Origin of the sequence: Mesorhizobium sp. BH1-1-4 (assembly GCF_020165665.1) — a bacterium.
In the GTDB taxonomy this organism is placed as follows: Bacteria; Pseudomonadota; Alphaproteobacteria; order Rhizobiales; family Rhizobiaceae; genus Mesorhizobium.
Window position 1 is genome coordinate 191,169 of the sequence record NZ_JAIUIN010000001.1, and the last position, 13,234, is coordinate 204,402.

At 64.3% G+C, this 13,234-nt stretch carries 12 protein-coding genes; 5 read left to right on the forward strand and 7 right to left on the reverse strand.

Annotation, left to right across the window (positions count from 1 at the left end):
• Positions 1 to 34: 34 nt before the first annotated feature.
• From LB569_RS00860 to LB569_RS00880, 5 genes are all read left to right on the forward strand, one after another.
• Entirely contained in the window at positions 35 to 1,189 is a 1,155-nt protein-coding gene (locus LB569_RS00860) for an ABC transporter substrate-binding protein (protein ID WP_140706613.1), read from the forward strand.
• A gap of 234 nt (positions 1,190 to 1,423) precedes the next feature.
• Positions 1,424 to 2,422, forward strand: a complete 999-nt coding sequence (locus LB569_RS00865; RefSeq protein ID WP_224690709.1) for an ABC transporter ATP-binding protein — start codon at positions 1,424 to 1,426, stop codon at positions 2,420 to 2,422.
• Between the two features lie 211 nt (positions 2,423 to 2,633).
• Positions 2,634 to 3,593, forward strand: a complete 960-nt coding sequence (locus LB569_RS00870) for an ABC transporter permease (protein WP_224690710.1) — start codon at positions 2,634 to 2,636, stop codon at positions 3,591 to 3,593.
• Positions 3,583 to 4,398 carry an ABC transporter permease gene (locus tag LB569_RS00875; protein ID WP_224690711.1) on the forward strand — a complete coding sequence of 272 codons (816 nt, stop codon included), beginning with the start codon at positions 3,583 to 3,585 and terminating at the stop codon, positions 4,396 to 4,398. The genes LB569_RS00870 and LB569_RS00875 overlap by 11 nt, the downstream gene beginning before the upstream one ends.
• Before the next feature lie 109 nt (positions 4,399 to 4,507).
• Positions 4,508 to 5,935: a gamma-aminobutyraldehyde dehydrogenase gene (locus LB569_RS00880; RefSeq protein WP_224690712.1), complete on the forward strand. Its 1,428-nt coding sequence runs from the start codon at positions 4,508 to 4,510 to the stop codon at positions 5,933 to 5,935.
• Between the two features lie 190 nt (positions 5,936 to 6,125).
• On the opposite strand, the gene LB569_RS00885 is transcribed toward LB569_RS00880, so the two are convergent.
• From LB569_RS00885 to fdhF, 7 genes are all read right to left on the reverse strand, one after another.
• Positions 6,126 to 6,440 (reverse strand): hypothetical protein, encoded by a 315-nt coding sequence (locus LB569_RS00885; protein WP_140706458.1) that lies wholly within the window; start codon positions 6,438 to 6,440, stop codon positions 6,126 to 6,128.
• Positions 6,441 to 6,479: 39 nt separating this feature from the next.
• On the reverse strand, positions 6,480 to 6,842 hold the full coding sequence (locus LB569_RS00890) for a nuclear transport factor 2 family protein (RefSeq protein ID WP_224536344.1): 363 nt from the start codon (positions 6,840 to 6,842) through the stop codon (positions 6,480 to 6,482).
• 91 nt (positions 6,843 to 6,933) lie between these two features.
• Positions 6,934 to 7,413 carry a carboxymuconolactone decarboxylase family protein gene (locus LB569_RS00895; protein ID WP_224691109.1) on the reverse strand — a complete coding sequence of 160 codons (480 nt, stop codon included), beginning with the start codon at positions 7,411 to 7,413 and terminating at the stop codon, positions 6,934 to 6,936.
• 108 nt (positions 7,414 to 7,521) lie between these two features.
• Entirely contained in the window at positions 7,522 to 9,075 is a 1,554-nt protein-coding gene (locus LB569_RS00900; RefSeq protein ID WP_224690713.1) for an alpha/beta fold hydrolase, read from the reverse strand.
• Between the two features lie 112 nt (positions 9,076 to 9,187).
• Positions 9,188 to 9,499 (reverse strand): formate dehydrogenase subunit delta, encoded by a 312-nt coding sequence (locus tag LB569_RS00905; RefSeq protein WP_140706452.1) that lies wholly within the window; start codon positions 9,497 to 9,499, stop codon positions 9,188 to 9,190.
• Entirely contained in the window at positions 9,489 to 10,319 is an 831-nt protein-coding gene (fdhD, locus tag LB569_RS00910; protein ID WP_140706450.1) for a formate dehydrogenase accessory sulfurtransferase FdhD, read from the reverse strand. The genes LB569_RS00905 and fdhD overlap by 11 nt, the downstream gene beginning before the upstream one ends.
• Before the next feature lie 2 nt (positions 10,320 to 10,321).
• Complete coding sequence (gene fdhF, locus LB569_RS00915) at positions 10,322 to 13,234, reverse strand: formate dehydrogenase subunit alpha (protein WP_224690714.1); 2,913 nt, start codon at positions 13,232 to 13,234, stop codon at positions 10,322 to 10,324.

The window sequence follows — 13,234 nt, forward strand, 5'->3', positions numbered from 1 at the left end:
TTTCAGGATCCCGCGCCAAAATGGGAGATCGATGATGAATTCATTCCTGAGGTCATGCACTGCGCTGACGGTCGCGCTGACCTTCTCCGGTCAGGCCGTTGCCCAGGTCAAGGAACTCGGCAAGGGCGAAGGCGAGGTCAACATCGTTGCCTGGCCGGGCTATATCGAGCGCGGCGAGACCGACAAGGGCTATGACTGGGTCACCGCCTTCGAGAAGGAGAGCGGCTGCAAGGTCAACGTCAAGACCGCCAACACGTCGGACGAGATGGTCTCGCTGATGAACGAGGGCGGCTTCGACCTTGTCACGGCTTCGGGCGATGCCTCGCTGCGCCTTGTCGCCGGCAAGCGCGTGCAGCCGATCAACACCGATCTCATCCCGAGCTGGAAGGCGGTGGACGATCGGCTGAAGGACGCGCCTTGGTTCACCGTCGACAAGGTGCACTATGGCGTTCCCTATCAGTGGGGTCCGAACATCCTGATGTACAACACCGAGGTGTTCAAGGAAGCGCCGAAGAGCTGGAACGTCGTCTTCGAGGAAATGAAGCTGCCGGACGGCAAGTCCAACAAGGGCCGGGTCCAGGCCTATGACGGACCGATCCACATCGCCGACGCCGCCAACTACCTGATGTTCCACAAGCCGGAACTCGGCATCAAGGATCCCTACGAACTGAACGAGGACCAGTACAAGGCCGCGCTCGAATTGCTGCGCGTCCAGCGCACGCTGGTCGGCCGCTACTGGCATGACGCCGCCATCCAGGTCGACGATTTCCAGAACGAAGGCGTGGTCGCGTCCGGTTCGTGGCCCTATCAGGTCAACACGCTGGTCGCCGCCAAGAAGCCGGTCGCCTCGACCGTGCCGGAAGAAGGCGTCACCGGCTGGGCCGATACAACCATGATGGAGGCCGACGCGGCGCACCCGAACTGCGCCTATATGTGGCTTGAGCATTCACTCTCGCCCAAAGTGCAGGGCGATGTCTCGGCCTGGTTCGGCTCGCTGCCGGTCGTGCCCGCCGCCTGCAAGGGCAACGAGTTGCTCGGCGAGGAAGGCTGCAAGACCAACGGCTACGACAATTTCGACAAGATCAAGTTCTGGAAGACGCCGGTCTCGAAATGCGCCACCCAGAATAACCAGTGCGTTCCCTACTATCGCTGGGTGTCGGATTATATCGGCGTCATCGGCGGACGATGATTTTCGCCACGCATCACTTGATAAGTTGACGCTGCCCCTCACCCTTACCCTCTCCCCGTGAAGAACGGGGAGAGGGGGTCGTCAGCGTTGGAGCGCTTCCCTTCTCCCCGTCACTATACGGGGAGAAGGTGCCGGTTCACCCTCCGTAGCTGCATCGCAGCGAAGGATGGGCAGGCGGAGAAGGGGCAGCGCTGACGCCCGAGATTTGACGAGCCTGACAGATCAGGACACCCAATGACATCAGCCGTTTCCTTTCAAAAAGTATCGCGCCATTTCGGCAGCGTTCGCGCCGTCGACGCGGTCGATCTCGACATCGCGCCGGGCGAATTCTTCGCCATGCTCGGTCCTTCGGGTTCGGGCAAGACGACGTGCTTGCGGCTGATCGCCGGCTTCGAGCAGCCGACATCAGGGTCGATCTCGATCTTCGGCGAACGCGCCGAGGGCGTGCCGCCCTATCGCCGCAACGTCAACACAGTGTTCCAGGACTATGCGCTGTTCCCGCACCTCAACGTGCTCGACAATGTCGCCTACGGGCTGATGGTCAAGCGCGTCGGCAAGGCCGAGCGGCACAAGGCGGCGGAAGAAGCGCTGTCGCTGGTGCGGCTGCCCGGCTATGGCGCGCGCCGGCCGGGCCAGCTTTCCGGCGGCCAGCGCCAGCGTGTTGCGCTCGCCCGTGCGCTGGTCAACCAGCCCAAGGTGCTGTTGCTCGACGAACCGCTCGGCGCGCTCGACCTCAAGCTGCGCGAAAACATGCAGGAAGAGCTGAAGTCGCTGCAGAAGGCGCTCGGCATAACCTTTGTCTTCGTCACCCATGACCAGGGCGAGGCGCTGTCGATGGCCGACCGCGTCGCCGTCTTCAACGACGGCAGGATCATGCAGATCGGCACGCCGGAGGATATCTATCAGCGCCCAAGCACGCGCTTCGTCGCCGATTTCGTCGGCTCGTCCAACGTGCTGCCGCCGGACTTCGTCCAGCGTTATTCCGGCCAGCGGCGCTGGGGCAGCCTGCGGCCTGAATCCATTCGCGTCGGTCGCGCCGCAAGCGGCGAAGGCGTCGCCGCGCGTCTCGTCTCGACCAATTATCTCGGCGCCACGACAAGGCTGGCGCTCGACGCCGACGGGTTGAAGCTGCATGCCGTGGTGCCGGCGGGCACGGCCCTGCCGGCCGATGGCGAGGCGGTGATGCTGACCTTCAATCGCGAGAGCTTGCATCTGATGAATGAGCCGACATGAGAACGGTTGGCGCGAAGCCCCCCTCTCTGTCCTGCCGGACATCTCCCCCTCAAGGGGGGAGATTGGCTGTCCCTTCGGGTTTCGCCAATCTCCAATGTGGCAGAATTGGCGAGGCCGAGAAACTGCTGATCTCCCCCCTTGAGGGGGAGATGTCCGGCAGGACAGAGAGGGGGGCGAAGGATCGCGGCCTCGGTCTGTACACGGTCGCCCCATGACCATCGCCGCGCTCAATCCTGCCCCCGCCATACTCCCCGGCAGCGGCGGCATGCGTGGTGCGCTGTCCGACCTCTTCTGGCGCCGGCCGCAACTGCTTCTGCTCCTCATGCTGCTGCCGCCGGTCCTGTGGCTCGGCATCGTCTATATCGGCTCGCTCTTCGCGCTCTTGGCGCAGAGCTTCTTCTCCATCGACGAGTTCTCCGGCCTCATCAACCGACAGTTCACGCTGAAGACCTATGGCGACCTGTTGCAGGCCGCCAATCTCGACATCATCCTGCGCACGGTGACGATGGCGGCACTGGTCACGCTGGCTTCGGCCGTCGTCGCCTTCCCCATCGCCTACTACGCGGCGCGTTATGCGCGGGGGCGCTGGAAGGCGCTGTTCTATCTCGGCGTCATGCTGCCGCTATGGTCGAGCTACCTGGTCAAGATCTATGCCTGGAAGCTGATCCTGGCCAAGGAAGGTATTTTGACCTGGCTGCTCGCCAAGCTGCATTTGTTGTGGCTGCTCGACGCTTGGCTGTCGCTGCCGGTCGTCGGCGGCAACTCGCTGTCGGTGTCCTTTACCGGCACCTTCATCGTCTTCGTCTATGTCTGGCTGCCCTTCATGATTCTGCCGGTGCAGGCGGCGCTGGAGCGCGTGCCCGGAAATCTGGTCGAGGCCTCGTCCGATCTCGGCGCCTCGCCCGGCCAGACTTTCCGCAACGTGCTGTTTCCGCTGGCGCTGCCCGGCATTGTCGCCGGCTCGATCTTCACCTTCTCGCTGACGCTGGGCGACTACATCATCCCGCAGATCATCGGTACCTCGCGCCTGTTCATCGGGCAGGCCGTCTACTCGCAGCAGGGCACCGCCGGCAACATCCCGCTCGCCGCCGCCTTCACCGTGGTGCCGATCGTCATCATGGGCTTCTACCTCTGGGGCGCCAAGCGCATGGGGGCCTTCGATGCGCTCTGATCGTGGTCAATCCGCCCCGCTCGGCCTGAAGATCGCGGCCGCCTGCGGCCTGCTGTTCCTGCATCTGCCGATCCTGCTGATCTTCGTCTATGCCTTTACCACCGAGGAGAAGAGCTTCGTGTGGCCGCCGCCCGGGCTGACCACGCAATGGTTCGCCGTCACCTGGAACCGGCCCGACGTCTGGGAAGCGCTGTCGCTGTCGGTGCGCGTCGCCGCCATCTCGACGGCGATCGCGCTGGTGCTGGGAACGCTCTGCGCCGCCGCCGTGTCGCGGACCAAATTCTTCGGCCGCGAGGCGATCTCGCTGCTGGTCATCCTGCCGATCGCGCTGCCCGGTATCATCACCGGCATCGCGCTGCGTTCGGCCTTTTCGCTGGCCGACATTCCGTTCTCGTTCTGGACGATCGTGCTCGGCCACGCCACCTTCTGCGTGGTCGTCGTCTACAACAATGCGGTCGCCCGTTTTCGCCGCACCTCGGGCTCGATGATCGAGGCCTCGATGGATCTCGGCGCCGACGGTTTCCAGACTTTTCGGCATGTCGTACTGCCCAATATTGCCACGGCGCTTCTTGCCGGCGGCATGCTTGCCTTCGCGCTGTCCTTCGACGAGGTCATCGTCACCACCTTCACCGCTGGCCAGCAGCAGACCGTGCCGATCTGGATGCTGGAGGAACTGATCCGCCCGCGCCAGCGCCCGGTCACCAATGTCGTGGCCATGGTCGTCGTGCTGGTGACGCTGCTACCGATCCTGTTTGCCTATTACCTGACCCGTGACGGCGACCAGATCGCCGGTTCGGGCAAATGAGAACAGTGAGTAGTGAGTAGGAATTGGCGACTAGGGAAACCCACAGACGAAGCCTGATCATCACTTACTACCAACTACTCACTATTCACTTCTGTTCAAGGAGGACCCAATGGACACCCAGATGCTGATCGGCTCGAAATTCGAGAAGGGCACGGAGACCGAGGAGCCGATCCTCAATCCCAAAACCGGGGTGACCATTCTCAACCTGCCCGAGGCCAGCCAGGCGCAAATCGAGGCGGCTGTCGTTGCCGCCGAAAAAGCCTTCGTCTCGTGGTCGCGCACCACGCCGGCGCAACGCTCGGGCTATCTGCTGAAGATCGCCGACCGCATCGAGGCTGAGGCCCACGAGTTCGCGACGCTCGAGGCGCTGAACTGCGGCAAGCCGATCAATGCCGTGCTCAACGACGAGATCCCGGCCATCGTTGACTGCTATCGTTTCTTCGCCGGCGCGGTACGCTCCATGCCCGGCGTCGTCGCCGGCGAATACCTGCCCGGCCACACCTCGATGGTGCGGCGCGACGCGATCGGCATCGTCGCTTCGATCGCGCCCTGGAACTATCCGCTGATGATGATGGCCTGGAAGCTGGCGCCGGCGATTGCCGGCGGCAACACCGTCGTCTTCAAGCCGTCGGAGCAGACGCCGCTGACGGCGCTGAAGCTGGCCCGGATCCTGGCCGAAATCCTGCCGGAAGGCGTGGTCAATGTCGTGCTTGGCCGCGGCGACAGCGTTGGCAACACGCTGATCAACCATCCCAAGGTCAACATGATCTCGATCACCGGCGACGTAGCCACCGGCAAGAAGGTGCTGCAGGCCGCCGCCAAATCGGTCAAGCGCACGCATCTGGAACTCGGCGGCAAGGCGCCGGTTATCGTCTTCGACGACGCTGACCTCGGCGCCGTCGTCAACGGCCTGCGCGCCTTCGGCTATTACAATGCCGGCCAGGACTGCACCGCCGCCTGCCGCATCTATGCCGGCAAGAAGATCTTCGACAAACTCGTCGCCGACCTTTCCTCCGCCGTCTCGATGATCAAATACAACCAGCCGGACGACACCGAGAACGAGATCGGGCCGCTGATCTCGCGCCGTCAGCGCGACCGTGTGTCGAGCTTCGTCGAGCGTGCTTCGGAACTGAAGCACATCGAGATCACCACCGGCGGCAAGCCGGGCGAGGGCACCGGCTTCTACTACCAGCCGACGGTCGTCGCCGGCGCGCTGCAGGAGGACGAGATCGTACGCCGCGAAGTCTTCGGCCCGGTCGTCTCGCTCACCCGCTTCACGGAAGTCGACGAGGCGGTCAACTGGGCCAATGACAGCGACTACGGCCTGGCGTCATCGGTATGGACCAAGGATGTTTCGCGCGCCATGGCCACCGCCGCCCGCCTGCAATATGGCTGCACCTGGATCAACACGCACTTCATGCTGACCAACGAGATGCCGCATGGCGGATTGAAGCAATCCGGCTATGGCAAGGACATGTCGCTCTACGCGCTGGAGGATTATACCGCCGTGCGCCATGTGATGGTGGCGCATGGGTAGAAAATCCCTTCTCCCGTTTACGGGGAGAAGGTGCCCGAAGGGCGGACGAGGGGCGGCGCAAACCTCGGACGTTCAGGGTGGGTTACCCGTCCGAAATCACGTCAAAACAAATAGATAGCAGAGGTCAGCGCCGCCCCTCATCTGCCTGCCGGCATCTTCTCCCCGTAAACGGGGAGAAGAACGAAAGCCACTACTCCACAACCCTGAAAATCTGCCACAGGCTGGTGCCCGATACGACATAGGGTTCGATCTCCTTGCCCCATTTGGCATGCGCGTCGATCTTGCCGATCTTGGCGAAGAACTCTTCCAGCTGGGCCAGGCTCTCGACCTGGTGGTGGGTTTCGATCGTCGCTTCCCGCGCACCGATCGATCCGGTCATGATCTGGAAGTTGAGATCGGCGATACCGACCTGCGAGCCGATCTCGCGTTCCCATTTTCGCATCAGTTCGAGCACGGTCTGCTTGTGCCCGAACTTGGCGTCGATCTGCCATCTGGCGCTGAACATAATGGTTTCCTCCCTGTTTTGCCTGCTGCCGTTGTCGATCTATTCGTCCCAGGCCTGCACGACGGTCTGCCGTGCGATCCGCCCGTTCTTCAGTTCCAGCATCGCCGCGCAGAACACCTTGGTGCCGTCCGGGTAGGCGCAGGCTTGCGTGAAGGCGAGGTTGTCGCCGTCGGCGATGGTGGTGTCGACCTTGTGGGTCATCGCCCGGCTGCAGATATCGTCCCAGAAGGTGCCGATGGCCGCGCGGCCGCGGATTTCGCGCGGCTTGCTCGGCGGATTGTTGCGGTCGATCACCCGCACCAGCGCATCGTCGGCATAGAAGCTCGACAGCATCTTGCCGTCACGGCCCTCGATCGCCTTCTTGATCGCCGCGCCGTCCACATTTTGTGTCTTGGTCAGCATTTCATCCTCCATTGGCCCGTTCGATGCCGGGCGTTCGACTGATCATGCGCTGCCCGACACCAGCGTCGGACAGCGATTGGTCACCGTGCATTCACTGCGACTTGGCCTTGACGGCCGCGAACACGTCGTCGGTCTGCTTCTTGAAAGTGGCGAAATCGACCTGGCTGCCATTGAGGATCGTCGACCAGTGGCGCACGATTCCGGCCATCGCGATGGTCTCCTTGATTTCCTCGTCCGATGCGCCGTTGAGCCTGGCCGCCTCGGTGTGGAAATAGATGCAGTACTGGCAGGGGATCTGCGCGGCGACCGCAAGCCCCATCAACTCCTTGGTCTTGCCGTCGAGCGCGGTCTTGGGGTTGAGCTGCACCCCTTTGATTTCCGCCCAGGCGCCGGCGATGGCCACGTCAGGCAATGCCTTGAACATGTCCGGCACCGAGCCGAGCGTCGCCTCGATGTCCTTGTAGGCGGCGGTGGCCGAGGCATCCTCTGCCTTGGCCGGAACGATGGCGAACAGTGCGCCGATGCTTGCGGCTATCAGCAGTGACTTCAGGATCCGGTTCGACTTCTCCATCTCATCCTCCATTCGCAGTGCCGTCACGGCGATATCGCCTGGCCTGCATGGGAAGAATTGGTAGCGCTTCTGGCGCTGGGGCCGCTTCGCTCGAAAGCGCCATGGCTCTCATGGCCCGTCCGGGCCAGCATGTCTGGCCGAAAAGGCCGCCGCCGCCGCCCGCGACGGCAAATCGAGCTTGAGCAGTATGTTGGCGACGTGGCGCTTGACCGTATGCTCGCTGAGCCTGAGCTCCGCCGCGATCGCCGCATTGCTCTTGCCGTCCGCGATCAGGCTCACCACCTCGCTTTCCCGCGCCGTCAAGGACGCCGGCTCCGACGGCTTGGATTTGGGGCGGCAGGCAGGCTCCAAATGCTGTTCCGACGTTGCCTGGACCACCGGCAGCGGTTCCCCCAGTTCGTCGAGGCTGATGCGGCCGGCATCGACGAAATGCAGGCCGGAGCCCGCCGCAAGGTCGGCGACCAGCCGCGAAGCAAGGATGTCGCCGCGCCCGGCATGGGTTGCGAGCTGCATCGTTACCCGCGCCGTCAGACCGACCGGGGCGCCGCGCAATTCGATCTCGCCGACATGCACGCCCTGCGCGCTCGCTATGCCGATCTGCTGCGCCGCGTCGCGCAACGCCGCCGCGCAGCGGATCGCGCGCGCCGGCCCGTCGAAGCGCGAGATCATCAGCTCGCCATGCGTGCCGGCAATGCGGCCGCCATGGCGGCCCACCAGCAGCCGCCATGTCTCCTGGAAGCGCTGGCTGCGCTCGCTCCACATGCGGTCGCCGAGCTTGGCGGTGTCGGAAGTGTGCGTCACCAACAGCGCGGCAAGCACGCGCTCCGGATCGGCAACCGCTGGCTGGCCAGTCAGAAACTCTTCGATCAGGTCGGCAACCCTGTCGACGTCCCCGGTCCAGATCGGATGATCGCGCCCGGGGATTTCGACCAGCCGGGCGCCATGGATCTTCCTGGCAAGAAAGCGGCTGGCCTCGGGGTCGACGCGCACATCGTTGCGGCGGTGGACAAGCAGCGTCGGCGCGCTGATCGCCGGCAATATGCCGCGCACATCGATCCCGGCATTCATCCGGGCAAGGACAGCCGCGGCGGTCGGGCTGGCCGACAGCCGCTCGAACCGTCCCCACCACTGGGCAAAATGCGCGTCATCGACCCTGCCCGGCGCGAAACTGGGCAAGGTGGCACCGGTGCCCCAGGCCGTCTCGGCGGTTGTGATGAAGGCTTCCAGACGCTCCGGCGGCATCACCCATTTGTGGAAATGCGCGTAGCCGCCATAGAGCGCCAGGGCCCGCGTCCTCTCCGGATAGGTGGCGGCGAACAGCATCGCCAGCGGCGCCCCTTCCGAGGCGCCGAGAATCGCCGCGCGGCCGCTGCCGGCCGCATCCATCACCGCGCGCACATCGTCCATGCGGGTCTCCAGGCTGGGCAGGTGACGGACATCGACGCGGTCGGAAAGACCGGTGCCGCGCTTGTCGAACAGGATCAGCCGCGAGAAGGCGCAGAGCCGCCGCAAGAGCCTGGTATAGCCCTCGTCTTCCCAATGCAGGTCGAGATTGGAAATGAAGCCGGGCACGAAGACGAGGTCGAACGAGCCCTGGCCGACCACCTGATAGGCGATCCGCACCTCGCCGCTAAGGGCGTATCGGGTCTCGATCGGCCTCACGAGGGTGCCCGCCCGGACTGACGACTTCTGGTCGCCAACCATAGCAGAGCTGCCTTGGTTACGGCAGCTTAAACTTTAGCAAACTGAAATATAAGCCGGCGCGGCTGCTGGCCTATCCCTGCGACGCGGCGACGTCACCGGGCGAAGCCTCGAGGCCGAGCTTGCGATCGGCCTCTGCCGGCGTGATCGGACGCTTGATCCTTGCCGAAGCGACCACGACCAGTTCGTCGAAGCCCTCGCCGCCGCTGTCCAGCATCTCGAAGAACTGGCGCCGCATCCTTGGCTCCCAGAACTTGTTGATGTGCTCGGCGACGCCGGCAACGCCTTCCTCGCGTGGCCTGGAGTGGAAGAAGGCCGCGATCTGGTTGGCCATGCGCACCAGCTTTTCCTTGGTGCTCATGATGTGCTCTTCGTCATGCGACATGCTGGGCAACTCCGGATGCCACCCGGTCAGGGTGGGTGAAAATGTCGAAATCATCGCCGCGCACCAGCGCCACCAGCGTCATGCCGGCCTCTTGAGCGGTGCGGATGGCAAGCGCGGTGGGAGCGGAGACGGCGATGATGAAGGCGGAACCGATCGCCGCCGTCTTCTGCACCATCTCCACCGAAACACGGCTGGTCACCACGACGGCGCCCGAAGCGCCATCGATATTGGCCTTGGCCAGCGCGCCCGCCAGCTTGTCGAGCGCGTTGTGGCGGCCGACATCCTCGCGCGCCATGACGACACCCTTGCCGGGCACGTAGAAACCGGCGGCGTGCACGGCCCCCGTCTCGGTATGCAGCGGCTGCACCTTCGACAACAGCTTGACCGAACGGGTGATGTCGTCGGCGTCAAGCGTAAGCTTTGACGCACTGACCGCATCGACCGAGCGCATCGCTTCCTCGATGGATTCGATGCCGCAGAGCCCGCAGCCGACCGGTCCGGCAAGCCGTCGCCGCCGCGCCTCGAAGCGCGTATTGGCCTGGTCCTTCAGCATGATCTGGATGTCGATGCCGGCACCATGATCTTCCACTTCGATGGCTTCGATCTCGTCAGGCTCGGCGATGATGCCCTCGGTCAGCGAAAAGCCGAGCGCGAAATCCTCGAAATCGGCCGGGCTCGCCATCATCACCGCATGCGTGGTGCCGGCAAAGGAGAACGCCACCGGCGTCTCCTCGGGCACCATGCGGTTGGCCGCGGCCGTGCCGCTGGCGCGATGCGCCAGCCGCGATATTTGCGTCGTCGCTTTACGGCGCGCGGCCAAGACTACTCCGCCGCCTGCAGCGGAGCGATGCGGCGGCTCTGCTTGGCCTGTTCGTCATAGTCGCGCTGCCATTCCGACGGGCCGTTGGAGGCGCCGACCTGCACCGCCGTCACCTTGTACTCCGGGCAGTTGGTTGCCCAGTCGGAGAAGTCGGTGGTGATGACGTTGGCCTGCGTGTCGGGATGGTGGAAGGTGGTGTAGACCACGCCCGGCGACACCCGGTCGGTGATCAGCGCGCGCAGCGTCGTCTCGCCCGAACGGCTGGTCAGCCGCACCCAGTCGCCGTCGCGCAGGCCGCGATTCTCCGCGTCGTGCGGGTGGATTTCGAGCCGATCCTCGGAGTGCCACATGACGTTTTCGGTACGCCGTGTCTGCGCGCCGACATTGTACTGGCTGAGGATACGGCCGGTGGTCAGGAGCAGCGGGAAGCGCGGTCCGGTTCTTTCGTCCGTCGCCACATATTCGGTACGGATGAACTTGCCCTTGCCGCGCACGAAGCCGTCGACATGCATGATCGGCGTGCCGAGCGGGGCCTTGTCGTTGCAGGGCCATTGCACGGAACCGACGCGGTCGAGCAGGTCGAAGGAGACATTGGCGAAGCTTGGCGTCGTCTTGGCGATCTCGTCCATGATCTCGGACGGATGCGTATAGTTCCAGTCGAGGCCGATGGCGCGGGCGAGTTCCTGCGTCGCCTCCCAGTCGGCATAGCGCGCCTTCGGCGCCAGCACCTTGCGCACCATGTTGATGCGGCGCTCGGCATTGGTGAAGGTGCCGTCCTTCTCGAGGAAGGTCGAGCCGGGCAGGAAGACATGCGCGTAGTTCGCCGTCTCGTTGAGGAAGAGGTCGTGCACAACCACGCATTCCATCGCGGCAAGGCCGGCGGCGACATGCTTGGTGTCGGGATCGGACTGCAGGATGTCCTCGCCCTGGATGTAGATGCCCTTGAACGAGCCGTCGACGGCGGCATCCAGCATGTTGGGGATGCGCAGGCCGGGTTCGTCGTCCAGCTTCACGCCCCACAGGCTCTCATAGATGTCGCGCACCGCGTCGCCCGAAATGTGCCGATAGCCCGGCAGTTCATGCGGGAACGAGCCCATGTCGCACGAGCCTTGCACATTGTTCTGGCCGCGCAACGGGTTCACGCCGACGCCCGGCCGGCCGATATTGCCGGTAGCCATTGCGAGGTTGGCAATGGCCATCACCGTGGTCGAGCCCTGGCTGTGCTCGGTCACGCCGAGGCCGTAGTAGATCGCGCCATTGCCGCCCTTGGCGTACATGCGCGCGGCACCACGGATCAGTTCGGGATCGACGCCGGACAGCTTGCCGACGGTTTCGGGGCTGTTTTCAGGCAGGGCGACGAAGGACGCCCAGTCCTGGAACTCGGCCCAGTCGCAGCGCTCGCGGATGAAGGCTTCGTCGAACAGGCCCTCGGTGACGATGACATGGGCCAGCGACGTCAGCACGGCGACATTGGTGCCTGGCTTCAGCGGCAGGTGGTAGTCGGCCTCGATATGCGCCGACTTGACCATCTCGGTGCGACGCGGATCGAGCACGATCAGCTTGGCGCCCTGGCGCAGCCGCTTCTTCAGCCGCGAGGCGAACACCGGGTGCGCGGACGCCGGATTGGCGCCGATGATGACGGCGACGTCGGTGAATTCGACGGAATCGAAGTCCTGCGTGCCGGCCGATGTGCCGTAGGTCTGGCCGAGGCCGTAACCGGTCGGCGAATGGCAGACGCGCGCGCAGGTGTCGACATTGTTGTTGCGGAAGCCTTGCCGTACCAGTTTCTGGACGAGATAGGTCTCCTCATTCGTGCAGCGCGAGGACGTGATGCCGCCGATGGCGGTGCGGCCGTACTGGTACTGGATGCGGCGGAATTCCTTGGCCGTATGGGCGATCGCCTCTTCCCAGCTCACTTCGCGCCAGGGATCGCTGACCTTTTCGCGGATCATCGGCGACAGGATGCGGTCCTTGTGGGTGGCGTAGCCATAGGCGAAGCGGCCCTTCACGCAGGAATGGCCGTGGTTGGCCATGCCCTCCTTGTAGGGCATCATGCGGATGACCTCGTCGCCCTTCACTTCGGCCTTGAACGAGCAGCCGACGCCGCAATAGGCACAGGTGGTGACGGCCGAATGCTCCGGCATGCCTTTTTCGAGCACGGTCTTCTCGCGCAGCGCGTCGGTCGGGCAGGCCTGCACGCAGGCGCCGCAGGACACGCATTCGGAAGCGATGAAATCCTCGTGCATGCCGGCGACCATGCGCGACTCGAAGCCGCGGCCCTCGATGGTCAGCGCGAAAGTGCCTTGCACCTCCTCGCAGGCGCGCACGCAGCGCGAACAGACGATGCACTGCGCCGGATCGTAGGTGAAATAGGGGTTGGACTCATCGCGGGCGATGTAGTCGACCGCCAGCGAGCCATGGCCCGGCGCGACGCCGCCTTCTTCCTTGACGTGGTTACGGCCCTCGACGCCATAGCGGTTTTCGCTCAGGCCAACGGACTTCGCCACCACATCGAACTCGCTGGCGCCGGTTCCGGCCTTCTCGTTCCAGCCGGTCGGGTGGTCGGAGACGTAGAGTTCCATGACGCCGCGACGGATGGCGTCAAGCCGATCCGACTGCGTGCGCACCACCATGCCTTCGCCGACGGGTGTCGTGCACGAGGCCGGCGTGCCGCCGCGGCCTTCGATCTCGACTAGGCAGACGCGGCAGGAGCCGAAGGAGTCCAGCATGTCGGTGGCGCAGAGTTTCGGGATTTCGACCCCGCCCTCCATCGCCGCGCGCATGATCGACGTGCCTTCCGGCACGCTGATCGAGCGGCCATCGACGGTCAGCGTCACCTGCTTCTCAGCCTTCGATTGCGGCGTTCCGTAATCGAGTTCTTCGATGAGCGTCGGGAAGTCGGCCTTGATGTTCAT